At 65.9% G+C, this 21,218-nt stretch carries 22 protein-coding genes, 1 tRNA gene and 1 pseudogene; 12 read left to right on the forward strand and 12 right to left on the reverse strand.

Going from position 1 to position 21,218, the window contains the following annotated elements; all coding sequences use genetic code 11:
• Nucleotides 1–25: 25 nt before the first annotated feature.
• From PHR85_RS07330 to cynR, 3 genes and pseudogenes are all read right to left on the reverse strand, one after another.
• Nucleotides 26–1,300 carry a transposase gene (locus PHR85_RS07330; protein ID WP_300052418.1) on the reverse strand — a complete coding sequence of 425 codons (1,275 nt, stop codon included), beginning with the start codon at nt 1,298–1,300 and terminating at the stop codon, nt 26–28.
• Nucleotides 1,301–1,777: 477 nt separating this feature from the next.
• Nucleotides 1,778–2,476, reverse strand: a pseudogene (locus PHR85_RS07335) (DEAD/DEAH box helicase family protein); the annotation flags it as partial.
• A gap of 79 nt (nt 2,477–2,555) precedes the next feature.
• On the reverse strand, nt 2,556–3,434 hold the full coding sequence (gene cynR, locus PHR85_RS07340; protein WP_300052420.1) for a transcriptional regulator CynR: 879 nt from the start codon (nt 3,432–3,434) through the stop codon (nt 2,556–2,558).
• 132 nt (nt 3,435–3,566) lie between these two features.
• Between cynR and PHR85_RS07345 the strand changes: the two genes are divergently transcribed.
• From PHR85_RS07345 to PHR85_RS07375, 7 genes are all read left to right on the forward strand, one after another.
• Nucleotides 3,567–4,748, forward strand: a complete 1,182-nt coding sequence (locus tag PHR85_RS07345) for a muconate/chloromuconate family cycloisomerase (protein WP_300052423.1) — start codon at nt 3,567–3,569, stop codon at nt 4,746–4,748.
• A 29-nt stretch (nt 4,749–4,777) separates the two neighbouring features.
• Entirely contained in the window at nt 4,778–5,056 is a 279-nt protein-coding gene (gene catC, locus PHR85_RS07350; protein ID WP_300052426.1) for a muconolactone Delta-isomerase, read from the forward strand.
• A gap of 22 nt (nt 5,057–5,078) precedes the next feature.
• Nucleotides 5,079–6,056, forward strand: a complete 978-nt coding sequence (locus tag PHR85_RS07355) for a tripartite tricarboxylate transporter substrate binding protein (protein WP_300052430.1) — start codon at nt 5,079–5,081, stop codon at nt 6,054–6,056.
• Between the two features lie 390 nt (nt 6,057–6,446).
• Entirely contained in the window at nt 6,447–7,379 is a 933-nt protein-coding gene (locus tag PHR85_RS07360; protein WP_300052432.1) for a dioxygenase, read from the forward strand.
• Nucleotides 7,380–7,639: 260 nt separating this feature from the next.
• A complete protein-coding gene (locus tag PHR85_RS07365) occupies nt 7,640–9,196 on the forward strand; it encodes a PAS domain-containing methyl-accepting chemotaxis protein (protein ID WP_300052435.1) in 1,557 nt (518 codons plus the stop codon).
• Between the two features lie 93 nt (nt 9,197–9,289).
• Nucleotides 9,290–10,120 (forward strand): transposase, encoded by an 831-nt coding sequence (locus tag PHR85_RS07370; RefSeq protein WP_300052437.1) that lies wholly within the window; start codon nt 9,290–9,292, stop codon nt 10,118–10,120.
• A complete protein-coding gene (locus tag PHR85_RS07375) occupies nt 10,005–10,250 on the forward strand; it encodes a transposase (protein WP_300052440.1) in 246 nt (81 codons plus the stop codon). The genes PHR85_RS07370 and PHR85_RS07375 overlap by 116 nt, the downstream gene beginning before the upstream one ends.
• Nucleotides 10,251–10,317: 67 nt before the next feature.
• On the opposite strand, the gene PHR85_RS07380 is transcribed toward PHR85_RS07375, so the two are convergent.
• Nucleotides 10,318–11,124, reverse strand: a complete 807-nt coding sequence (locus tag PHR85_RS07380) for an IclR family transcriptional regulator (protein ID WP_300052443.1) — start codon at nt 11,122–11,124, stop codon at nt 10,318–10,320.
• Nucleotides 11,125–11,231: 107 nt separating this feature from the next.
• Between PHR85_RS07380 and PHR85_RS07385 the strand changes: the two genes are divergently transcribed.
• The 3 genes from PHR85_RS07385 to pcaF are packed head-to-tail and all read left to right on the forward strand — an operon-like array spanning nt 11,232 to nt 13,849.
• The gene (locus PHR85_RS07385) at nt 11,232–11,945 is read left to right on the forward strand and encodes a 3-oxoacid CoA-transferase subunit A (protein WP_300052446.1); all 714 of its coding nucleotides are present in this window, start codon (nt 11,232–11,234) and stop codon (nt 11,943–11,945) included.
• Between the two features lie 16 nt (nt 11,946–11,961).
• Nucleotides 11,962–12,606, forward strand: a complete 645-nt coding sequence (locus PHR85_RS07390) for a 3-oxoacid CoA-transferase subunit B (protein ID WP_300052449.1) — start codon at nt 11,962–11,964, stop codon at nt 12,604–12,606.
• A gap of 40 nt (nt 12,607–12,646) precedes the next feature.
• Entirely contained in the window at nt 12,647–13,849 is a 1,203-nt protein-coding gene (pcaF, locus tag PHR85_RS07395) for a 3-oxoadipyl-CoA thiolase (protein WP_300052452.1), read from the forward strand.
• On the opposite strand, the gene PHR85_RS07400 is transcribed toward pcaF, so the two are convergent.
• Both PHR85_RS07400 and PHR85_RS07405 read right to left on the reverse strand, forming a co-directional pair.
• Nucleotides 13,850–15,244, reverse strand: a complete 1,395-nt coding sequence (locus PHR85_RS07400; protein ID WP_300052454.1) for an aminopeptidase P N-terminal domain-containing protein — start codon at nt 15,242–15,244, stop codon at nt 13,850–13,852.
• Nucleotides 15,241–16,020, reverse strand: coding sequence for a nucleotidyltransferase family protein (locus PHR85_RS07405; protein ID WP_300052457.1), 780 nt, complete (start codon nt 16,018–16,020; stop codon nt 15,241–15,243). Before PHR85_RS07405 ends, PHR85_RS07400 begins: the two co-directional genes overlap by 4 nt.
• A gap of 112 nt (nt 16,021–16,132) precedes the next feature.
• Between PHR85_RS07405 and PHR85_RS07410 the strand changes: the two genes are divergently transcribed.
• Complete coding sequence (locus PHR85_RS07410) at nt 16,133–16,861, forward strand: hypothetical protein (RefSeq protein WP_300052460.1); 729 nt, start codon at nt 16,133–16,135, stop codon at nt 16,859–16,861.
• 24 nt (nt 16,862–16,885) lie between these two features.
• On the opposite strand, the gene PHR85_RS07415 is transcribed toward PHR85_RS07410, so the two are convergent.
• Together PHR85_RS07415 and PHR85_RS07420 are read right to left on the reverse strand one after the other, a co-directional pair.
• Complete coding sequence (locus PHR85_RS07415; protein ID WP_300052462.1) at nt 16,886–17,362, reverse strand: hypothetical protein; 477 nt, start codon at nt 17,360–17,362, stop codon at nt 16,886–16,888.
• A 40-nt stretch (nt 17,363–17,402) separates the two neighbouring features.
• Nucleotides 17,403–17,478: transfer RNA gene (locus PHR85_RS07420), tRNA-Arg, on the reverse strand.
• A 139-nt stretch (nt 17,479–17,617) separates the two neighbouring features.
• Here PHR85_RS07420 and PHR85_RS07425 point away from each other — a divergent pair.
• Entirely contained in the window at nt 17,618–18,094 is a 477-nt protein-coding gene (locus tag PHR85_RS07425; RefSeq protein WP_300052464.1) for a c-type cytochrome, read from the forward strand.
• Between the two features lie 72 nt (nt 18,095–18,166).
• On the opposite strand, the gene PHR85_RS07430 is transcribed toward PHR85_RS07425, so the two are convergent.
• The 4 genes from PHR85_RS07430 to atpD form a co-directional block, all read right to left on the reverse strand.
• Nucleotides 18,167–18,718 (reverse strand): DUF2946 family protein, encoded by a 552-nt coding sequence (locus tag PHR85_RS07430; RefSeq protein WP_300052466.1) that lies wholly within the window; start codon nt 18,716–18,718, stop codon nt 18,167–18,169.
• Nucleotides 18,719–18,730: 12 nt separating this feature from the next.
• Nucleotides 18,731–19,168 carry a nuclear transport factor 2 family protein gene (locus PHR85_RS07435; protein WP_300052469.1) on the reverse strand — a complete coding sequence of 146 codons (438 nt, stop codon included), beginning with the start codon at nt 19,166–19,168 and terminating at the stop codon, nt 18,731–18,733.
• Nucleotides 19,169–19,257: 89 nt separating this feature from the next.
• Entirely contained in the window at nt 19,258–19,674 is a 417-nt protein-coding gene (locus tag PHR85_RS07440; protein ID WP_300052471.1) for a F0F1 ATP synthase subunit epsilon, read from the reverse strand.
• A gap of 121 nt (nt 19,675–19,795) precedes the next feature.
• On the reverse strand, nt 19,796–21,202 hold the full coding sequence (gene atpD, locus PHR85_RS07445) for a F0F1 ATP synthase subunit beta (protein ID WP_300052474.1): 1,407 nt from the start codon (nt 21,200–21,202) through the stop codon (nt 19,796–19,798).
• Between the last annotated feature and the right edge of the window lie 16 nt (nt 21,203–21,218).

The raw sequence follows: 21,218 nt of genomic DNA on the forward strand, positions 1-21,218 counted from the left end.
GCTGCTTGTTGACATCCTCCCCCGCCTAAAGGCGGAGGATTCCTACGGCGCCCATTGCAGGCGCTGCGCCTGAACAAGTCGCTTCGGTGGGTTCCTGCTTCACCGAGGCAGCACGCCTTGCCCTTGCGGGCTTGGCGCGGCTGACTTCCTCTCCACAGGCTGTAACGCGGTGTCCCCGCGCCAGTATGTTGATCGCGCCGATGTGATCGGCATGGCCCTCGTGCCCGCACTGCACACACCGGAAAACCGCCTGGGTCTTGCGGTTGTCCGCGCTGACACAGCTGCAAAGCGGACAGGTGCGGCTCGTGTTCTGCGCTGGCACGACGATGAGCAGGCCGCCATTCCAAGCCAGCTTGTAGTCGAGTTGGCGACGGAACTCGAACCAGCCCTGATCCAGGATGGCCTTGTTCAGGCCGGACTTGGCCCTCACGTTCTTGCCCGGCTGCTCGGTGCTGCCTGCCGCCGACCTGGACATGTTCCTTACTTGCAAATCCTCGATGCACACCATCGCGTGGTTCTGGCTGATGGCACTCGTGGCCTTGTGCAGGTAATCGCGGCGGGCGTTGCCGATGCGGGCGTTGATGCGCTGGACTCGGGCCTTGGCCTTCTTCCAGTTGCTGCTGAATTTGACTTTTCGGCTCATCGCCCGCTGGTAGCGGCGCAAGCGTGCCTCGTGCTTCTTGAAGCTGTTGAGCGAGGCCAGGAACGAACCATCGCTGAACGTAGCGAAGCGGGCAATCCCCACGTCGATGCCGATGGCGCTGCTGGACTTCGGGACAGGTTGATCGACTTCGCGCTCGGTCTGGATCGACACGAACCATTTGCCACCCGACAGGCTCACCGTCGAGTTGCACGGCGCCCCCAGCAGCGGACGCGACAGGCGCAATCGCATCCAGCCCAGCTTGGGCAGGAAGATCCGGGCGTTGGCTGCATCGAGCTTGAATTGCTTGGCGTCCGGGTAGCGAAAGCTGTCACGCTGGCACTTCTTCTTGAACCTGGGGAAGGCCGCACGCTTGGCGAAGAAGTTCTTGTACGCCCGCTCCAAGTCCTTGAGCGCATGTTGCAGCGGGTGAACAGGCGCCTCCTTGAGCCACGGGGTTTCTGCTGCGTTGCGCCACGCAGTCAGGTGCTTGGCCATCGCCACATAGCCGATGAACTGGCCGCCCGCCTCGTGATTGGCCTTCTGCAACGCCAGCGCCTGATTGAAGACGAACCGGCACGCCCCAACGAAGCGGCGCATCTGCCGCTCCTGCTGCCCGTCCGGCATCAGTTCGTACTTGAAAGCCTGGAGGCGTTGCATGACAAAAGTATAGTTTGATGGCCAAGTTGTGCAAGAACTTCGAGGCAGGCGCGCACATCGCCGTCATCCAGCCGTACATCGAGCAGCAGCAGATGCAGCACTGACGGCCCCAAGGACACCTGCGGCGTCCGCGCTTTCCTTCCCCGCCCTGAAGGACGGGGTTTGACGCGCATCTCGATCAATTGCGCCAGCAAACGCGACGACGCTGGCTTCGTCATTCGCCAGGACAACCTCAACGCCCGCACTCAGGAGATCGTCACGGATTTCCTGATAGGCAGGATACGCCTTTGACCCTTCCAAGGGGGGGCAATCGGGAACAGCACATGCGAAGGCAATGCGCAGCGCTTGCGCAGTCGCTTCACCTTGTCCACCCACTGACCGCCATGAGTCATGGATGCGGGTCGGATCGTCCTGTGCCAGGTACAGAGGCTTGATGATGCGGTCAATTTGCTGGCCGGTTCGCCGAACGAACGGGAAGTTGACCATGGTCTGGTCAATCAGGATGTTGCGGTCCGCCAGGTACAGGATGCGCTTCTTGGTCTTGCTTTTCCAGAGGCGCCAGATGATCTGGAAGGCGGTGTAGGTCTTGCCGGTGCCGGTGGCCATGACCAGCAGCGCGCGGTTCTGGCCGCTGGCAATCGCCTCCACGGTGCGGTTGATGGCGTTGAGCTGGTAGTAGCGCGGGGTCTTGCTGGGCGAGTAGTCGAACGCCGCCACACGCTGCACCTCGTCGGTCCAGCCTTTCCAGGCGCAGTAGCGCTGCCACAGCTCTTGCGGCGAGGGAAACTCGTCCAGCGCCAGGTTGCGCTCCAGCACGCCATCGGCCAGCGTGGCATCGCGGAAGACGAAGCCGTCGCCGTTGCTGGTGAAGGCAAAGGGCACGTCGAGCAGCTCGGCGTAGTTGATGGCCTGCCACATGCCTGCTCCAACAGCGTGTTTGTTGTCCTTGGCTTCCAGCACCGCCAGCGGGATGTCGGGCTTGTGGAACAGCGCATAGTCGGCGCGCAGCACGGTGGACTTGTCGCGCTGGGCCTTGTGGCCGCGCACCACCACGCAACCGGCACGCAGCGGGAACTCGCGGTACAACTGATCCATGCCGTTCCAGCCGGCCGCCACCATCGCGGGCCGGATGAACTTGTCGCAGATGTCGCTTTCGGAGAGTTGTTTCTTGTTCATGCCTTGAACCCGTGCCGGAATTTGACTTGGATTATTGATCAACATTCCGAGCAGGCAAGGAAATCGCCACCGATATTGCTCAATCCAGCGGCGTCGCGCGCAGCAGCGCCGCGAACTCGCGCGCCGCCGCGCTGCGCGAGGCGCCGCGCCGCCACAGGATGCCGGCGTGGCGCAAGATCTCGGGTCCACTCAACGCGATCGCGTGGAGGTCGGGGGCCTGGCGTGCCGCGCGCTCGGGCACGATGCTGGCCAGGTCGCCGTAACGGCAGACGCCCAGCAGCGACTCGACCGAATCCAGCTCGACCCGCACCAGCGGCGCCACGCCGGCCTGGCGCAGCCGGTCGTCGATCAGGCGCCGGGTCGCGAAATTGCGCGGCAACAGCGCCAGCGGCACGCCGGCAAGCCCGGCCAGCTCCAGCCCGGCGCGACCGGCCAGCGGGTGCCGCGGCCCGACGACCAGCAGCAGGCGCTCGTCGAACAGCACCTCGGCCTCGATATCGTCGCTCTGCGCCGGGTGAAAGGCGATGCCGAGGTCGAGCTCGCCATCGAGCAGCTGCTGCTCGATCGCGCCCGCGCGCAGGTCCTGCACCTCGACCTTGACCTTGGGATAGGCGCGGCTGAAGGCCGCCACCGTCGCCGGCACCACGGTGTTGAGGAAAGTCGGGAAGGCGCCGACCTTGAGCTGGCCCGACTGCAGCCCGCCGAGGTCGGCCAGCGCCATGCGCCCGGCCTCGATCTCCTGCAGCGCGCGGCGCGCATAGACGCGGAACTCCGCCCCCGCCTGCGACAGCTTGAGCCCGCGCCCCAGGCGGTCGAACAGCGCGACGCCGAGCTCCTGCTCCAGCTGGCGCAGCCCGTGCGAGAGGGTGCTCTGCGTCACGAACAGGTTCTGCGCCGACTGCGTCAGGTGCTCGGTGTCGGCGATGTCGAGGAAGTAGCGAAGTTGTCTTATTTCCATGCCAGGATTGATATCTTCCGAATATCGTTCGATGGTATCGAATGATTTCATGGAAATAAATCATTTGTCCACAGCAGTCACTCGACTTACGCTTCGGAGATTCTTGAACCACCTACCGACAAGACCTCTGACATGACCGCCCGCTACCCCATCGAGCGCATCGAAGCGCGCATCCTCGACATCCCCACCATCCGCCCGCACAAGCTGTCGTTCGGCGCCATCAGCCGCCAGAGCCCGGTGATCGTCCAGCTCTGGCTGGCCAACGGCGCCTGCGGCTTCGGCGAGGCCGCCACCATCGGCGGCCCGTCCTGGAACGAGGAGTCGCCCGAGTCGATCAAGCACGCGATCGACGGCTACCTGGCACCGGCGCTGATCGGCCTGGACGGCGCCAGCTTCGGTGGCGCGCTGGCGCGCATGGACGCCTTCTGCAAGGGCAACTACTTCGCCAAGAGCGCGGTCGAGATGGCACTGATCGACGCCTATTCGCGCACGCTCGGCCTGCCGGCCTACCAGCTGCTCGGCGGCAAGCGCATCAAGAGCCTGCCGCTGGCCTGGACCCTGGCCAGCGGCGACGTCAACAAGGACCTGGAGGAAGCCCAGCTGCGCCTGGAGCAGAAGCGTCACCGCATCTTCAAGATGAAGATCGGTGCCCGCACCCCCGAGCAGGACGTGGCCCATGTGTCGCAGATCGCGCGCGGCCTGCAAGGCAAGGCCACGCTGACGGTCGACGTCAACCAGGCCTGGGACGGCAGCACCGCGCGCCGCTTCCTGCCGCAGATGATCGATGCCGGCGTCACGCTGATCGAGCAGCCGGTGGCCAAGTGGAACGTCGAGGCGCTCAAGACCCTGAGCGAGACGCTGGGCCACCGCGCCAGCATCATGGCCGACGAGACCGTCTGCAGCCCGCAGGACGCGATGATGCTCGCGCGTGCCCAGGCCAGCCAGGTGTTCTCGCTCAAGGTCGCCAAGCACGGCGGCCTGCTGCGCACCAAGGAAGTCGCCGCGGTCGCCGAGGCCGCCGACATCGCCTGGTACGGCGGCACCATGCTCGAAACCTCGATCGGCAGCGCCGCCTCGGCCCATGTGTTCTCGACCCTGGGCAACAAGCACCACGGCTGTGAGCTGTTCGGCCCGCAGCTGCTGGTCGACGACATCGTGACCGAGCTGATGCCGATCGTCGACTTCGAGCTGCAACTGCCCGACGGCCCCGGCATCGGCGTCGAGATCGATCCGGCCAAGCTCGATCGCTTCGACCGCGCCCGCGCCGGCCTGACCGCCACCCACATCGACCTGGGCCAGAAGGTCGCCGCCTGATCCCCCCCATTTCAAACAAGGAAAAAACGATGCTGTATCTGGTTCGCATGGATGTGAATATCCCCAACGACCTGCCGGTCGAACAGGCCAACGAGATCAAGGCCCGCGAAAAGGCCTACTCCCAGGAGCTGCAACGCGACGGCCGCTGGAAGAACCTGTGGCGCGTGGTCGGCGAATACGCCAACTACAGCCTGTTCGACGTCGAGAGCAACGACGAACTGCACACCCTGCTGTCGCAGCTGCCGCTGTTCCCGTTCATGAAGATCCAGGTCACGCCGCTGGCCAAGCATCCGTCGGCGATCGCCTGATCCCGCGCCGGAGAGCAAGCACATGAAATGGAACCGCATCCTGCTCGCCGCCAGCCTCGTGCTCGGTGTCAATGCCTGGGCGCAGGCCCCCGCCGCCAGCGACTGGCCGACCAAGCCGGTGCGCTGGGTCGTACCCTTTCCGCCCGGCGGCGCCATGGATGCGATCGCCCGCGCGCTGGGTGACAAGGCCGGCAAGGCGCTGGGCCAGTCCTTCGTGATCGAGAACAAGGCCGGCGCCGGTGGCAATATCGGCGCCGACCTGGTGGCCAAGGCGCCAGCCGATGGCCACACCATCATGATCACCTCGATCGGCATGGCGACCAACAAGCCGCTCTACGGCAAGCTGAGCTACGACCCGGTCAAGGACTTCGCCCCGGTCAGCCTGCTGGCCGTGGTGCCCAACGTGCTGGTCACCAACGCCACCCAGCCCAACGTCAAGACCGTCGCCGACCTGGTGACTGCAGCACGCAAGGCGCCCGGCCAGCTGAGCTATGCCTCGGCCGGCAACGGCACCTCGATCCACCTCGCGGGCGAGCTGTTCACCTCGCTGACCGGCACCGACATGCTGCATGTCCCCTACAAGGGCAGCGGTCCGGCGGTGGCCGACCTGCTCGGCGGACAGGTCAACTACATGTTCGACAGCATCACCTCGGCGCGGTCGCACCTGCAGTCGGGCAAGCTGCGCGCGCTGGCGGTGACGACGGCCAAGCGCTCCCCGGCGCTGCCCAACGTGCCCACCATGGCCGAAGCTGGCGTGGCGGGCTACGAGCTGTCGCCCTGGTTCGCGGTGTTTGCCCCTGCCGGCACGCCCAAGCCGGTCATCGACAAGCTCAACCGTGCCCTGCGCGACGCCATGAAGCAGCCCGACGTGGCGGCGCGCTTCGAAAGCATGGGCGTCGAAGCCGTCGGCTCCAGCCCGGAGCAACTCGCCAGCCATCTGGCGCGCGAAAGCGCGCGCTGGGGCAAGCTGATCACCGAGCGCGGCATCCGATCCGACTGAGCCGTTCGCCAAACAGGCAGCAGGCAATACGCCGGCCCGGAGCAATCCCGGCCGGCGTATCGCTTTCCAGCCTGGGCAGATGGTGCACAGGCCAGCGCCCGCTGGCTGCTCATGCCCGGACAAGCCCATGCCTTTGAGGTCTTGATCCGAATGCGTCCTCCGTGATGTTTCCGGGCTTTAGCCATAAGGGTTAACCCTAAGCCGCTGAAGATTGCAAGCCAGACGACGATCATCATGCTTTTTGGGTATAGATCAAGTCTGAAACAGTCTTTGATTTCGCCCTCGTCCTGACCCAGAATTGATTCCGCAGACCAATCGACCGAAGCAACAGCAAAAGCGATTGCCTGAAGCCCCACCGTCTTGTGACGCCCCAACCATCAGGAGATAACCATGACCAAGAACGAATACACCAAAGAAAGCCTGCTCGAGCTCGTCAACACCGTCAAGATCGCTGAAGGCGACGAGCGCGTGCGCGCCATCGTCGGTCGCATCACCGCCGACCTGTTCAAGACCATCGACGAATTCAAGGTCACCCCCGATGAGTTCTGGGCGGCCACCGACTGGCTGGCCCGTCTGGGCGCCCTGGGCCAGATCGGCCTGATCACCGCCGGCCTGGGCTTCGACCGCCTGCTCGACATCATGATGGACGAGGCCGACGAAGCCGCTGGTCTCGCCGCCGGCACCCCGCGCGCCATCGAAGGCCCGCTGTTCGTTCCGGGCGCTCCGCAGTCCAACTACGAAGCCCAGCTCGACGATGACTCCACCCTGCGCGGCAAGGGCAAGGTCATGGTCGTCGAAGGCACCGTGTTCGACTTCGAAGGCAAGCCGGTCCCGAACGCCGTGATCGACGCCTGGCATTGCAACGAAGTGGGCGGCTACTCGCATTTCTTCCCGGGCATGAAGGAGCACGAACTGCGCCGCAAGATCGTCGCCAACGAGCAAGGCCAGTACCGCTTCCGCACCACCATCGCTCCGGGCTACGAAATCCCGCCGAACGGTCCGGTCCGCGAGCTGTTCACCGCCCTGGGTCGCCACGGCAACCGTCCGGCTCACATCCACTTCCACGTGGTCAAGCCGGGCAATCGCACCCTGACCACCCAGGTCAACATCCCGGGTGACACCTTCATCGACGACGACTTCGCCTTCGCCACCCGCGACGGCCTGGTGCTGGACATCGAGCACGACGTCAACCCCGCTGGCTACGAGTCGCTGGGCATCACCGCTCCTTGCGAGCGCGCCCGCTTCGACTTCAAGATGCAGAAGGCTGTCGCCTCTGACGACACCGACCCGCGCACCCGCATGGCCAAGGCCCTGAACAAGTAATCGAAGCGCCCGGAACTGGTTCCGGGTTCGATGAAAACCGAAACGCCGGCTCCGCTTGATTGCGGGCTGGCGTTTTTTCTTGCCTAGGGTAAGGACATGAGGCATGCAACGGCTGAGTAACGCCAGCTACCGAGCGTCTCTGCCCGGGTTGCAGCTCCAGGAGTAAATGCAGTCCCCTTGTGCTGGTTTGGTCAAAAACTATCGATTTACATATTCAAATTTTTTTAAATAAATATTTCAATAGTTGTAGGAAGTTTGGCATGAAGAATAATCAACCGGTGACACAGCGCGAGTATCCGCTTGCCGATGACACGCTCATCATGTCGATCACGGACCCGGAGAGCCACATCGTTTACGTGAATCCGGACTTTGTTGCGGCGAGCGGATTCGAGCACGCGGAGCTTGCCGGCCAGCCGCACAATCTGGTGCGCCATCCGGACATGCCACCGCAGGCGTTCGCGGACATGTGGCGCACGATCGCGAGTGGGGAGTCGTGGGTCGGGGTGGTGAAGAACCGGCGCAAGAACGGGGACCATTATTGGGTGCGCGCGAACGCGACGCCCATAGGACAGGACGGCACGATAACGGGTTACACCTCGGTCAGGGTCAAGCCGACGAGGGCAGAGGTGGAAGCGGCTGAAGCGCTGTACCGGAAGGTGAGCGAGGGCCGTACTGGCCAGTTGGCGTTCCACAAGGGGTTGGTGGTGCGACGCGGGTTGCTGGGATGGCTGTCCTGGAGGCAGATGATGCCGGTACGCTGGCGCATACGCCTTGCGATGGGAGGCGCCCTGATGATAGCGGCGCTCGGGGTGTCATTGGCGGCGGGAAGGTTTTCCCTTGACGGAGGCTTGGCAATGGTCCTGGGCGGTTTGACGGGGTGCTTCTGGCTTGAGCGTCAGATCGCCCTGCCGCTGGGCAAGATCCTGGAGGAGGCCAGGCGTGCGGCATGTGGACAGCCCTGCAGAGCCGAGGGCTTGAACCGTGTCGACGAGATCGGCATGCTGATGCGCAACGTCCATCAGGCCAATCTCAATCTGCAGTCGCTGATCAAGGACGTGACGCTCCGTTCGGAAGCTGTCGGCAGCAGCGGGACGGCGATTGCGCTGGCGAGCGCTGATCTTTCGCTTCGTACCGAGAGCCAGGCCAGTGCGCTTGAACAAACGGGCGCATCGATGGAGGAACTGTCATCGGCCGTGCGCCATAACGCGGACAACACCAGACAGGCAACCGAACTGGCGCATACAGTCAGTGAAGTCGCGACTCGCGGCGGCGATGCGGTGGCTCAGGTGGTGGAGACCATGCAGGGGATCAACGAAAGTTCCCGGCGAATCGCTGACATCATCGGTCTGATCGACGGGATAGCGTTTCAGACCAATATCCTTGCGCTCAATGCCGCAGTGGAAGCGGCACGGGCGGGCGAACAGGGCAGGAGCTTCTCGGTTGTCGCCAGCGAGGTGCGTGTATTGGCAGCACGCAGCGCGGAGGCGGCCAAGGAAATCAAGGCATTGATCACCGACAGCGTTGGGCGCGTGGGGCGGGGGGCCGAGCAGGCCAAACGGGCGGGTGCGACCATGACCGAGGTGGTTGGCGGTATCCGGCGCGTGACGCAGATCATCCGCGATATCAGCATCGCGACCGATGAGCAGAGTGGTGGGGTGGCGCAGGTGAGCACCGCCATCATGCAGATGGAGCGCGTGACGCAGCAAAACGCCTCGATGGTGCATGACATGACGGCGGCGGTCGAAACGCTACGGATTCAGATGACAGGTCTGGACTTGGCAACCCAGGTGTTCAACCAGATGGCTGACCAGAACTGAGCGGCAAGCCTCGGGGTTCAGCCCGAGGTTCGAGCGATCAGGCCGGCACGGCCCGTGGTCCGCTGCGCGGTTCCATGCCCTATGATATTCGCCGTGAACACGACCAAGACCCTCCGGCTGCGCCTGAAGGACAAGCACGCCCGCGTGCTGCGTCAGATGGCGCGCGAGGTCAATCAGGTCTGGAACCACATCAACGAAATCTCCGCCCGGGCCGCACGCCCTTTCTCGGGCCAGCCGCGCTACCTCTCGGGCTACGACCTGCAAAAGCTCACGGCCGGCTTCAGCCAGTGTGAGGGCATCTCGGTCGGCAGTGGCACCGTGCAGGTGGTCTGTGCGGAATACGCCACTCGGCGCAAGCAGTTCAAACGCTCACGCTTGCACTGGCGGGTGTCGAACCCTAAATCATCGAAATACTCGCTGGGCTGGATTCCGTTCAAGATCGGTCACGCCCGCTACAAGGCCGGCCAGATCCAGTTCGCCGGCCAGCATTTCAGTCTGTGGGACAGCTACGGTCTGGCGGACCACGAACTCCGCAGCGGCTCGTTCAGCGAGGACAGCCGGGGCCGCTGGTACTTGAATGTCGCCGTCGAGATCCCGGAACTCGTCGGTCCGCGCCTGCCCGGCCCGACCGCCTGCGTCGGCATCGACCTCGGGCTCAAGGACTGCGCCACCACCTCGGACGGACAGAGACTCGAAGGTCGCTGGTTCAGGGCGCAGGAGTACAAGCTCGCCACCGCCCAGCGGGCGAGAAAGAAACGGCGCGTCAAGGCAATCCACGCTCGACGCGGGCTGGACCATGTTGAAGACGATGTTGGAGTACAAGAGCCATCAGGCCGGTATCGTCTTCGAGGTAGTCAACGAAGCCTATTCAACCCAGACTTGCTCGTGCTGCGGGATCATTCCCCCCAGCAGTCCGAAAGGTAGGGCTGGTTTGCGAATAAGAGAATGGGCCTGCAGCGCCTGCGCCACGGTCCACGACCGGGACGTGAACGCGGCCAGGAACATTCTCGCGGCCGGGCATGGCCGTCTCGCAGGAGGAATCCCCGTCCTTTAGGGCGGGGAGGATGTCAACTCAAGATGTCGACACAGGGAGCGCTCTTGCAACCGTCGTGATGGTGCGCTCAGCGCGTCCCGCGCGCGCGCAGCAGACGCGAGATGGTCTGCGCCGCCTCGCGCAGCGCCGGCAGCATCTCGCGCTGCATGGCGGCGGGGTCGGTGCGATTGGCCTGGCCCGAGATATTGAGTGCCGCGACGATCTCGCCCGCAGCGCTGAAGACCGGCGCCGCCATCGAGATCAGGCCCTCCTCCAGCTCCTGGTCCACCAGGCACCAGCCCTGCTCGCGCGCGCGCCGGATCTCGCGCATCAGCGCGTCGGGGCCGGTCAGCGTGTGGCGGGTGCGGGCCTTGAGCTCGCTCGCGCGCAGCCGGCTCTCGGCCTCGGCATCGGGCAGGCCCGCCAGCAGCAGGCGGCCCATCGAGGTGCAGTAGGCCGGCAGGCGCGAGCCGACGCCGAGGTTGAGCGACAGGATCTTGTGCGTGTGCACCCGCATCACGTAGACGATCTCGTGGCCGTCGAGCACCGCCGCCGAGCAGGACTCGCCGGTCTGGTCAGCCAGGCGCTCCATGACCGGCTCGGCGATGTTCCAGATCGGCATCGACGACAGGTAGGCGAAGCCCAGGTCGAGGATGCGCGGCGTGAGCCGGAACAGCTTGCCATCGCTGTGCACATAGCCCAGCGTCTGCAGCGTCAGCAGGATGCGCCTGGCGCCCGCGCGGGTCAGCCCGCCGCGCGCCGCCACCTCGCTGAGCGTCTGCTCGGGCGTGGCGGCGCTGAAGGTCCGGATCACCTGCAATCCACGGGCGAAGGACTGCACATAGCTGTCGCCCGGTTGCGGGGCCGCGTCAGATCTTGTTGCGATATTTGCCATGATCAAAAAAAAGTTCTAGAATTCATTATACGAACACTTGTTCTTATGTAGAACAAATTTATCGGTACAAGACCCGCGCCAGCGGGACACACAACAGGAGCATTCCAGTGATCAACAAGATTTCCGCCTCGGTCGCCGAGGCCATGTCGGGCATCCAGGACGGCGCGACCGTGCTGGTCGGCGGCTTCGGCACCGCCGGCATCCCCAACGAACTGATCGACGGCCTGATCGAGCAGGGCGCGCGCGACCTGACCGTGGTCAACAACAACGCCGGCAACGCCGACACCGGACTGGCCGCGCTGCTCAAGACCGGCCGCGTGCGCAAGATCATCTGCAGCTTCCCGCGTCAGGCTGACTCCTGGGTCTTCGACGAGCTGTACCGCGCCGGCAAGATCGAGCTCGAACTGGTGCCCCAGGGCAACCTGGCCGAGCGCCTGCGCGCCGCGGGCGCCGGCGTCGGTGCCTTCTTCACCCCGACCGGCTTCGGCACCGAGCTGGCCAAGCACGCCGACGGCACGCCGAAGGAAACCCGCCACATCAACGGCAAGGACTACGTGCTCGAGTACCCGATCCACGGTGACGTCGCGCTGATCAAGGCCGAGGCCGGCGACCGCTGGGGCAACCTGGTCTACCGCATGGCCGCGCGCAACTTCGGGCCGGTCATGGCCACCGCCGCCAAGCGCACCATCGCGACCGTGCACGAGATCGTCGAGCTGGGCCAGATGGACCCCGAGAACATCGTGACCCCGGGCATCTTCGTGTCCCAGATCGTGAAGATCGAGCGCGTGGCCACCCAGGCCGGCGGTTTCAAGCAAGCCTGAATCGGAGACTAGAACAATGAGCAACTACACCAAGCGCAGCAAGCAGGAACTGGCCCAGCGCGTCGCCCTGGACATCTTCGACGGCGCCTACGTCAACCTCGGCATCGGCCAGCCCACCCTGGTGGCCAACTACCTGCCCGAAGGCATGGAAGTCGTGCTGCACAGCGAGAACGGCATCCTGGGCATGGGCGCGGCACCGGCCGCCGGCGCCGAGGACTACGACCTGATCAACGCCGGCAAGCAGCCCGTGACGCTGCTGCCGGGCGGCAGCTTCTTTCACCATGCCGACAGCTTTGCCATGATGCGCGGCGGTCATCTCGACATCAGTGTGCTGGGCGCCTTCCAGGTCTCGGCCACCGGCGACCTGGCCAACTGGAGCACCGGCGAGGCAGGCGCCATCCCCGCCGTCGGCGGCGCGATGGACCTGGCCGTCGGCGCCAAGCAGACCTGGGTCATGATGGACCTGCTGACCAAGAAGGGCGAAAGCAAGGTCGTCCAGGCCTGCGGCTACCCGCTGACCGGCATCGGCTGCGTCAAGCGCATCTACTCCGACCTGGCCACGCTGGAATGCACCCCAGACGGCCTCAAGCTGATCGACAAGGTCGACGGCCTGGAGCACGCCGAGCTCGAACGCCTGATCGGCCTGCCGATTCAGGCATGATGTCAGTCTGACACCCAACCACCACCCTAGAGAAGAGACTATGAACGAAGCCTATATCTGCGACGCGATCCGCACCCCCTTCGGCCGCTACGGCGGTGCCCTGTCCGGCGTGCGCGCCGATGACCTCGGCGCCGTGCCGATCAAGGCCCTGATGGAGCGCAACCCGCAGGTCGACTGGAAGGCCATCGACGACGTGATCTACGGCTGCGCCAACCAGGCCGGCGAGGACAACCGCAACGTCGCCCGCATGTCCGCCCTGCTGGCCGGCCTGCCGGTCGAGGTCCCCGGCTCCACCGTCAACCGCCTGTGCGGCTCGGCCCTTGATGCAGTCGGCTCGGCCGCGCGCGCCATCAAGTCCGGCGAAGCCCGCCTGATGATCGCCGGCGGCGTCGAAAGCATGAGCCGCGCGCCCTTCGTCATGCCCAAGGCCGAGTCCGCCTTCAGCCGCTCCAACGCGGTCCATGACACCACCATCGGCTGGCGCTTCGTCAACAAGCAGATGAAGGCCCAGTTCGGCGTCGACTCCATGCCCGAGACCGCCGAGAACGTCGCGGTCGATTTCAAGATCGAGCGCGAGGCACAGGACCTGATGGCCTACACCAGCCAGCTGCGCGCCGCCGCCGCCATCAAGGCCGGCCACCTGGCCCGCGAGATCTGCCCGGTGATCATCCCGCAGAAGAAGGGCGACCCGGTCGTGGTCGATACCGACGAGCACCCGCGCGCCACCACGCTGGAAGCGCTGGCCAAGCTCAAGGGCGTCGTGCGCCCTGACGGCAGCGTGACCGCCGGCAACGCCTCGGGCGTCAACGACGGCGCCTGCGCCCTGCTGCTGGCCAACGCCGAAGCCGCCCAGCAATACGGCCTGACGCCCAAGGCGCGCGTGGTCGGCATGGCCACCGCCGGCCTGGCACCGCGCATCATGGGTTACGGCCCGACCCCGGCGGTGCAGAAGCTGCTGGCCCAGACCGGCATGACGCTGGACCAGATCGACGTGATCGAGCTCAACGAAGCCTTCGCGGCCCAGGGCCTGGCCGTGCTGCGCGGCCTGGGTCTGGCCGACGACGACGCGCGCGTCAACGCCTGGGGCGGCGCGATCGCACTGGGTCACCCGCTCGGCGCCTCGGGCGCCCGCCTGGTGACCACCGCCATCAACCGCCTGCACAACGTCGGCGGCCAGTACGCGCTGTGCACCATGTGCATCGGTGTCGGTCAGGGCATCGCGCTGATCATCGAGAAGGTCTGATCACCCCCGCATCAACGCCTCGATCTCGTCGCCGTCCACCGGCACGCCGCGCGTGATCAGCTCGCAGCCGGACTCGGTGACGATGGCATCGTCCTCGATCCGGATGCCGATGTTCCAGAACTCCTTCGGTACATCGGCCGCCGGGCTGACGTAGAGGCCGGGCTCGATGGTCAGCGCCATGCCGGGGCGCAGGACGCGGCTCGGTCGGTCCTTGATCAGCTCGCCGCTGAGCGGATCGCGCCGCTCGATGCTGGCGACCGATCCCGGCTCGACATAGCTGCCGACGTCGTGCACGTCCAGCCCCAGCCAGTGGCCGGTGCGGTGCATGTAGTGGCGGAAATAATGCCGCTGCTCGATCACGTCGTCGAGGTGACCGACGTCATCCCTTTTCAGCAAGCCGAGGTCGAGCATGCCCTGCGCCAGCACCCGCACCGAGGCGTCGTGTCCGTCCTGGAAGCGCATGCCGGGCCGGGTCGCCGCGATGGCGGCTTCCTGTGCCGCCAGCACCAGATCGTAGAGCGCGCGCTGCGGCCCGGAAAAGCGCCCGTCGGCCGGGAAGGTGCGCGTGATGTCCGAGGCATAGCCGTCGAGCTCGCAGCCGGCATCGATCAGCACCAGCTCGCCCGGGCGCACCGGCGCGACGTCGGCGCGGTAATGCAGCACGCAGGCGTTGGCGCCGGCCGCGACGATGCTGCCGTAGGCCGGGTATTGCGAGCCCTGCTGGCGGAACTCGTGCAGCAGCTCGGCATCGAGGTGGTACTCGCGCACCTCCTGGCCGGCGCGGATCATCGCCGCGCTGCGCTGCATCGCGCGCACATGGGCCTGGGCGCTGATCTGCGCCGCGCGTCTCATCACGTCGATCTCGTGCGCGTCCTTGAACAGCCGCATCTCGTCGAGCGGCACGCAGAGGTCGCGCTGCGCGTCCGGGCAGAAGACACCGAAGCGCGCGCGCGCCCTGACCTTCTGCAACCAGCCGTCGATCCGGGTCTCCAGCCCGGCATGGGTCGCGAACGGATACCAGAGCTGCTGGCGGTTCTCCAGCAGCTTGGGCAGCCGCTCGTCGAGCTCATGCACCGAGTACGCCTCGTCGACACCCAGCGCGGATGGCGCCGCTTGCGGCCCGAGCCGGTAGCCGTCCCAGATCTCGCGCTCCAGATCCTTGGGCTGGCAGAACAGCGTGGTGTGGCCCTCGGCCGTGATCACCAGCCAGCCGCGCGGCTCGGTGAAGCCGCTCAGGTAGTGGAAATAGCTGTCGAAGCGGAACAGGTACTCGCTGTCGCGGTTGCGCTGGCGCTCGGGCGCGGTCGGGACGATCGCGACGCCGCCTGCGCCAAGCTGGGCGGCCAGGCGGGCACGGCGTTCGACGTAAACGGATTGATGGGGAATGGCAGTCATGAAATCACCTCTTCGTTGAGTCGGGCCAGCCGCTCGGGCGTGCCCACGTCGGTCCAGTCGCCGCGCCAGAGCTCGGCGCTGACCTGGCCGGCATCCATCGCGGCGCGCAGCAGCGGCGCCAGCGGGGCGGCAATGCCCTGCGGATTGCCGGCCGGGATGTCGCAATGCGGCATCTCGAAGAACTCGCGCCGGTACAGGCCGATGGTGCTGTAGGTATGGCGCGGCCCCGGGTGATCGGGCGGCAGGTTCAGCGCCAGCCCCTCGCACGACAGGCCGAAGTCCCCTTTAAGGTTGTGCGCCGGATTCGGCACCAGCCAGAGGTGCGCCAGCCGGCCGCTGGCGGCGAAACGCCGCATCGCCTCGGGCGCGAAATCGAAACCCGGCACATGGACATCACCCGCGACGACCCAGAAGCAATCGGCCAACGCGGGCAGCGCGCGCGCGATGCCGCCAGCGGTCTCAAGCGCACCACCGAAGTCGCGCGCCTCCATCGAATACCGCAGCTCCAGGCCCGTTGGCGACTCGCCTGCAGCCTGCGACGGCCAGCGGGTGCCGAAGCGCGCCGGGATCTGCTCGCCCAGCCAGGCCGTGTTGACCAGCGCCTGGCGCCAGCCAGCCCGCGCCAGCGCGTCCAGATGCCACTGCAGCAGCGGCTTGCCCTGCACTTCCAGCAGGGGCTTGGGGGTATGGTCGGTCAGCGGGCGCATGCGCTCGCCGCGACCGGCGGCCAGCACCATGGCCTGCGCGCGGCCAGGGGCCGCAGGGGCTGAAGTCATCGATTTATCCAGAGATCAGCCGCAAGGGCCGGGGCCGATCATTCTGTCACGACCCGCCGCTGGACGCCCGGCACCCACCCGCTGATGCTGCGGAAAAAACAGGGAGAGGCAGATGCCGGACAAGACCGAAAACGGGAATCCGCTGGCCGGGCTGATCGCGACCGGCAAGGACCTGGTGGCGCTGCTGCGCGACGCCCTGCTGTTGCTGCTCGGCGTGCTGCTGATCCTCTGGCCAGCGGCGATCAACGACATGCTGGTAACCGCGGGCTTCCAGGAGGGCAGCGTCGCCGGCCTGCAGTGGAAGGCCAGGCTCACGCAGTCCGATGTCAGTCTGCTCAAGGCCCAGGCGCTGATCGCCGACCTCAAGGACCAGAACGAGCGCCTGAACCAGGCGCTGTCACAGGCCCGCACACCGGGCGCCACCCCATCAAACGAAGGCGCCAGCCTGGAGCGGCTCAACCAGGCCCTCGCGGCCAAGACCGACCGGGTCCAGTCGGCGCTGTCAACCAGCGTCTCGGCCAACTCGGCCCTGGTGCAGCAGGCGCAATCGCAAGCCGGCCAGAGCACGACCTGGGGCGTGGTCTATGGCGGCGACCGCACGCTGGCCGACGCCCGCTACGAGGTCGAGACCATCGCCTCGAAACTGGGCCTGGCCAACGCCGAGGCCTACCTGCGCCAGGGCAGCTACCGCAGCGTCGCCACCAGCACCGACCGGCTGCAGGCCGCGCAGATGCTCAGGAAGGCGCAGGAGCGGCGAGCCGATGCCTACCTGGTCGACATGTCCAGCTGGTGCCCGGACCCGGCGCGCAAGGACGGCTACCTGGAATGCCAAGCGCCCTGAGCCTGCGGGCCTGGGCGTGGTGCTTCAGCGCGGCCGCTCGAAGCCGGAATCCACCCAGGCCTGCGCGCTGGTGACATTCAGCTTGAAAGCCGGCGACACCGGCACCCGGGCCAGTTCCTCGCCGAACTCGTCCTGGGCGCTCAGCGTGGCGCTGGCGCCCTCCTCGTCCGGCACGATGCACAGCGCGACCCGGACGCGATGCCCATCGGCCGTGACCATCACGTTCTTGTTGAGCTGGGCATGCAACTGCTGCTCGTGGCGACGCAACACCTCGGTCGCGGTCTTGACCAGCGTGTTGAACGCCGCCGTATCGAGGGGCTTGGGATTCCTCTTGTCGCGGCCCATGGTCCAGGGTCCCACCAGCGCGGGCTCGTCCTCGCCGCGCAGCAACATGGCCACGGCCCAGCCGTCGTCGTCCTCGTTCTTGATGACGCGCGCGGTCCAGCGCCCGTCGCTCCACAAGCGCGCTTCCTGGATGATGTCGGGGCTGTCGTCTGTCATGCAACAAAAACGCCACCGCGAAGGGTGGCGCATGTAATGGTGGCGCGGCTGGCGGGGATCGAACCCACGACCCTCGGCTTCGGAGGCCGATACTCTATCCACTGAGCTACAGCCGCTTGCGGTGAACGCTAACTGTCCATTCTAGCAGTCCTGATGAGGGCTGGCGGGCCTTGCTTGGCTATAATTTGATCAGCATTCCCGCCTGTCGGGAAGACGTTTTCCACACTTAAACGGCACAAGCCCACCGAGGACAACATGAGCGATTTCGCGAACGCGCTTCAGACCGGCCACCCCAACGCCCGCCACGGCTGGACCCTGCCCATGATCGGAGCGGTCGGCTTGGCGCTGCTGCTCGGCGGCTGCGGCAAGACCGCCAGCAACAGCATCGAGGAAGACGCCGCGATGGCCCAGCGCCTGCAGCGCGTGGGCACGGTCGAACTGCAAGTCGCCACGGCGGGTGGCGCGCCCAAGACCGGCGAGCAGGCTTTCCAGGCACAATGCGCCGCTTGCCACGCGACTGGCGCGCTGGGCTCCCCGAAGTTCGGCGATGCCGCCGCCTGGGCACCGCGCATTGCCACCGGCCAGGCCGCGCTGACCAACTCGGCGCTCAAGGGCAAGAACGCCATGCCGCCGCAGGCTGGCGGCGCCCTGAGCGACCTCGAAGTCTCGCGCGCCGTGGCCTACATGGCCAACGCCGGCGGCGCCAAGTTCGCCGAGCCCAAGGGCGAATAAACCGGCAGCGGCCGCCATGGCTTGCCAGAAACAGCCGGCTGTCCTGCCGGCTTTTCTTTTGCCTGGGTTCGGTTACAGGGCCTGGCCCTGCGCGGCTTCGGCTTGCGGGCTGAGCACGAAGCCGAAGCGATCCGGCAGTTCCAGCGCCAGGCAGTCCTGCGGCTGCCAGCGCCCCTGCTCCACCCAGTCGGCCGCCAGGTGCATGTCCTGGCTCTGCACCAGTCCCAGCCCCAGCTCGGTCCGGACATAGAGCCGACCCCGCTCATCGAGCCAGCTGTCGAGGTAGCTCGCCGGCAGGCCCGTATGGCTGAGCAGCGACCCGTCGGGCTGCAGCCGCCAGACCCAGGGCGCCGCGTCGAGCTCGACGTAGACCCGCTGCGGGCCGTTCTGGAAGAACCAGCGGCCACGCTCGTCATGCTCGTAATTGCGGCCGATGAAGCCGATCAGCTTCTCGTGCTCCAGGCGCTGACCGCGCCCGGCGGGATCTGGCCCGGCAAAGGCCCCGGCCCGCTGCACCGCGTCATCGCGCATATGCCAATGCCCGCGGGCATCCAGCCCCAGCCAGCCGTAGCAGTCGGGCACATTGGGCCATTTGACCAGTGCGGCCTTGACAATCTCATCCATCGTTCACGCTCCTCAATGCAGGGTATGACCTTGCTCGGTGATCTCGGCCAAGGCCTCGACATTGGCGGGGCTGGAGTGATGCACCAGCAGGCGCCAGCCCTGGCCAGTCCTGACGTAGACATTGGAGGCCAGCAGATAGGCATGACGCAGGCCCTCGCCTGTCATGACCTCCAGCCGCTCGACCACGCTGTGCACGCTGCAACCGGGGCCGCTGTTGCGTTGCACCTGCTGGACATGCATGCGCACCCCCCCCTCGCCCAGCAATTCACGGAACGACTCGCGCACCGCTCGCAGCCCCACCAGGCGGACGCCACCCGGGTGGATGCAGACCACCTCCTCGTCATCGGCCCAGCAGGACATCAGGCGTTCGAGGTCACCCGACCGCCAGGCCGCGTAGAAAGCTTGCTCGAGTTCGTCGACTTCGGGATCGTGGGGCGTGAGGCTGCGCATGGCGCCGATTGTGCCCGAGCGCGGCGCCTCCGCGGAAATGCAAGAACCGCCCGAAGGCGGTTCTTGCGTAGCGGGAAGCAGTCGAAGACTTACTTCTTCTGGCGGAACCGGCGCAGCGCGGCGATCTGGGCCGCCATGACGGTGAGTTCGGACTGGGCCTTGGCCAGGTCGACATCGCTCTTGGCGTTCTTGAGCGCTTCCTCGGCCGCCTTGCGCGCCTCGTTGGCCTTGGCCTCGTCGAGGTCATGGCCGCGAATCGCGGTGTCACTCAACACCGTGATGCACTTGGGCTGGACTTCCAGGATGCCGCCGGCGACGAACACGAATTCCTCGCTGCCGTCTTCCTTCTCGATCCGCACCGCACCGGGCTTGATGCGCGTGATCAGCGGGATGTGACCGGGCAGGATGCCCAGTTCGCCTGCCTCGCCCGGCAGCGCCACAAACTTGGCGCGACCGCTGAAGATAGCCTCTTCGGCGCTCACTACCTCGACTTGTATCGTGCTCATCATTACTCCTTGTTGAATCCGACTTAAAGCAAGTAGTCGGGTGTCTGGTAGGCGCCGCGCGCCACCGTACTGAGGGGTACGGCAAGCACGGCAACGACGCCAGGCGCCCGAATACGAAGCTTTACGCCAGCTTCTTGGCCTTTTCGAAGGCTTCGTCGATGGTACCGACCATGTAGAAGGCCTGCTCCGGCAGATGATCGCACTCACCGGCGGTGATCATCTTGAAACCACGGATGGTTTCCGACAGCGGCACATACTTGCCCGGCGAGCCGGTGAAGACTTCGGCGACGTGGAACGGCTGGGACAGGAAGCGCTGGATCTTGCGAGCGCGCGCCACGGCGAGCTTGTCTTCCGGCGCCAGTTCGTCCATGCCCAGGATCGCGATGATGTCGCGCAGTTCCTTGTAGCGCTGCAGGGTGCCCTGCACCGAACGGGCGGTCGCGTAGTGATCCTCGCCCACGACCAGCGGGTCGAGCTGGCGGCTGGTGGAGTCGAGCGGATCGACGGCCGGGTAGATACCCAGCGACGCGATGTCACGCGACAGCACCACGGTCGAATCCAGGTGGGCGAAGGTGGTGGCGGGCGACGGGTCGGTCAAGTCATCGGCCGGCACGTACACGGCCTGGATCGAGGTGATCGAGCCGACCTTGGTCGAGGTGATGCGCTCCTGCAGGCGGCCCATTTCCTCGGCCAGCGTCGGCTGGTAGCCCACGGCGGAAGGCATGCGGCCCAGCAGCGCGGACACTTCGGTACCGGCCAGGGTGTAGCGGTAGATGTTGTCCACGAAGAACAGCACGTCCTTGCCTTCGTCACGGAAGGACTCGGCGATGGTCAGGCCGGTCAGCGCGACGCGCAGACGGTTGCCCGGCGGCTCGTTCATCTGGCCGTAGACCATGGCGACCTTGGACTCGCCCAGGTTGTCCAGGTTCACGACGCCCGAATCGGCCATCTCGTGATAGAAGTCGTTACCTTCACGGGTACGCTCACCCACGCCGGCGAACACGGACAGACCGCTGTGCGCCTTGGCGATGTTGTTGATGAGCTCCATCATGTTCACGGTCTTGCCGACGCCGGCGCCACCGAACAGACCCACCTTGCCGCCCTTGGCGAACGGGCAGACCAGGTCGATCACCTTGATGCCGGTCTCGAGCAGTTCCTGCGAGGGCGACAGCTCGTCATAAGCCGGGGCCTTGCGGTGGATCGAAGCGGTCAGCTCTTGCGAGACTTCGCCGCGCTCGTCGATCGGGTTGCCCAGCACGTCCATGATGCGGCCCAGGGTGGCCTTGCCAACCGGAACAGTGATCGGAGCGTGGGTGTTGGTCACCAGCATGCCGCGACGCAGACCATCGGACGAACCCAGAGCAATGGTACGGACCACGCCGTCGCCGAGCTGCTGTTGCACTTCCAGGGTCAGTGCAGAACCTTCCATCTTCAGTGCGTCATAGACGCGCGGCATCTGGTTGCGCGGAAACTCCACGTCCACCACGGCGCCGATACACTGAACAATCTTGCCTTGAACTTGAGCCATGATTGAAACCTTAAAT

The sequence above is a fragment of the Malikia sp. genome (genome assembly GCF_028687635.1).
GTDB lineage: Bacteria > Pseudomonadota > Gammaproteobacteria > Burkholderiales > Burkholderiaceae_C > Malikia.

Bases quoted from the DNA above. Each gene is read 5' to 3' on its own strand.
- PHR85_RS07330 (WP_300052418.1), bottom strand. From the start codon at position 1,300: ATGCAACGCCTCCAGGCTTTCAAGTACGAACTGATGCCGGACGGGCAG.
- cynR (WP_300052420.1), bottom strand. From the start codon at position 3,434: ATGGAAATAAGACAACTTCGCTACTTCCTCGACATCGCCGACACCGAG.
- PHR85_RS07345 (WP_300052423.1), top strand. From the start codon at position 3,567: ATGACCGCCCGCTACCCCATCGAGCGCATCGAAGCGCGCATCCTCGAC.
- catC (WP_300052426.1), top strand. From the start codon at position 4,778: ATGCTGTATCTGGTTCGCATGGATGTGAATATCCCCAACGACCTGCCG.
- PHR85_RS07355 (WP_300052430.1), top strand. From the start codon at position 5,079: ATGAAATGGAACCGCATCCTGCTCGCCGCCAGCCTCGTGCTCGGTGTC.
- PHR85_RS07360 (WP_300052432.1), top strand. From the start codon at position 6,447: ATGACCAAGAACGAATACACCAAAGAAAGCCTGCTCGAGCTCGTCAAC.
- PHR85_RS07365 (WP_300052435.1), top strand. From the start codon at position 7,640: ATGAAGAATAATCAACCGGTGACACAGCGCGAGTATCCGCTTGCCGAT.
- PHR85_RS07375 (WP_300052440.1), top strand. From the start codon at position 10,005: ATGTTGGAGTACAAGAGCCATCAGGCCGGTATCGTCTTCGAGGTAGTC.
- PHR85_RS07380 (WP_300052443.1), bottom strand. From the start codon at position 11,124: ATGGCAAATATCGCAACAAGATCTGACGCGGCCCCGCAACCGGGCGAC.
- PHR85_RS07390 (WP_300052449.1), top strand. From the start codon at position 11,962: ATGAGCAACTACACCAAGCGCAGCAAGCAGGAACTGGCCCAGCGCGTC.
- pcaF (WP_300052452.1), top strand. From the start codon at position 12,647: ATGAACGAAGCCTATATCTGCGACGCGATCCGCACCCCCTTCGGCCGC.
- PHR85_RS07400 (WP_300052454.1), bottom strand. From the start codon at position 15,244: ATGACTGCCATTCCCCATCAATCCGTTTACGTCGAACGCCGTGCCCGC.
- PHR85_RS07405 (WP_300052457.1), bottom strand. From the start codon at position 16,020: ATGACTTCAGCCCCTGCGGCCCCTGGCCGCGCGCAGGCCATGGTGCTG.
- PHR85_RS07410 (WP_300052460.1), top strand. From the start codon at position 16,133: ATGCCGGACAAGACCGAAAACGGGAATCCGCTGGCCGGGCTGATCGCG.
- PHR85_RS07415 (WP_300052462.1), bottom strand. From the start codon at position 17,362: ATGACAGACGACAGCCCCGACATCATCCAGGAAGCGCGCTTGTGGAGC.
- PHR85_RS07425 (WP_300052464.1), top strand. From the start codon at position 17,618: ATGAGCGATTTCGCGAACGCGCTTCAGACCGGCCACCCCAACGCCCGC.
- PHR85_RS07430 (WP_300052466.1), bottom strand. From the start codon at position 18,718: ATGGATGAGATTGTCAAGGCCGCACTGGTCAAATGGCCCAATGTGCCC.
- PHR85_RS07435 (WP_300052469.1), bottom strand. From the start codon at position 19,168: ATGCGCAGCCTCACGCCCCACGATCCCGAAGTCGACGAACTCGAGCAA.
- PHR85_RS07440 (WP_300052471.1), bottom strand. From the start codon at position 19,674: ATGAGCACGATACAAGTCGAGGTAGTGAGCGCCGAAGAGGCTATCTTC.
- atpD (WP_300052474.1), bottom strand. From the start codon at position 21,202: ATGGCTCAAGTTCAAGGCAAGATTGTTCAGTGTATCGGCGCCGTGGTG.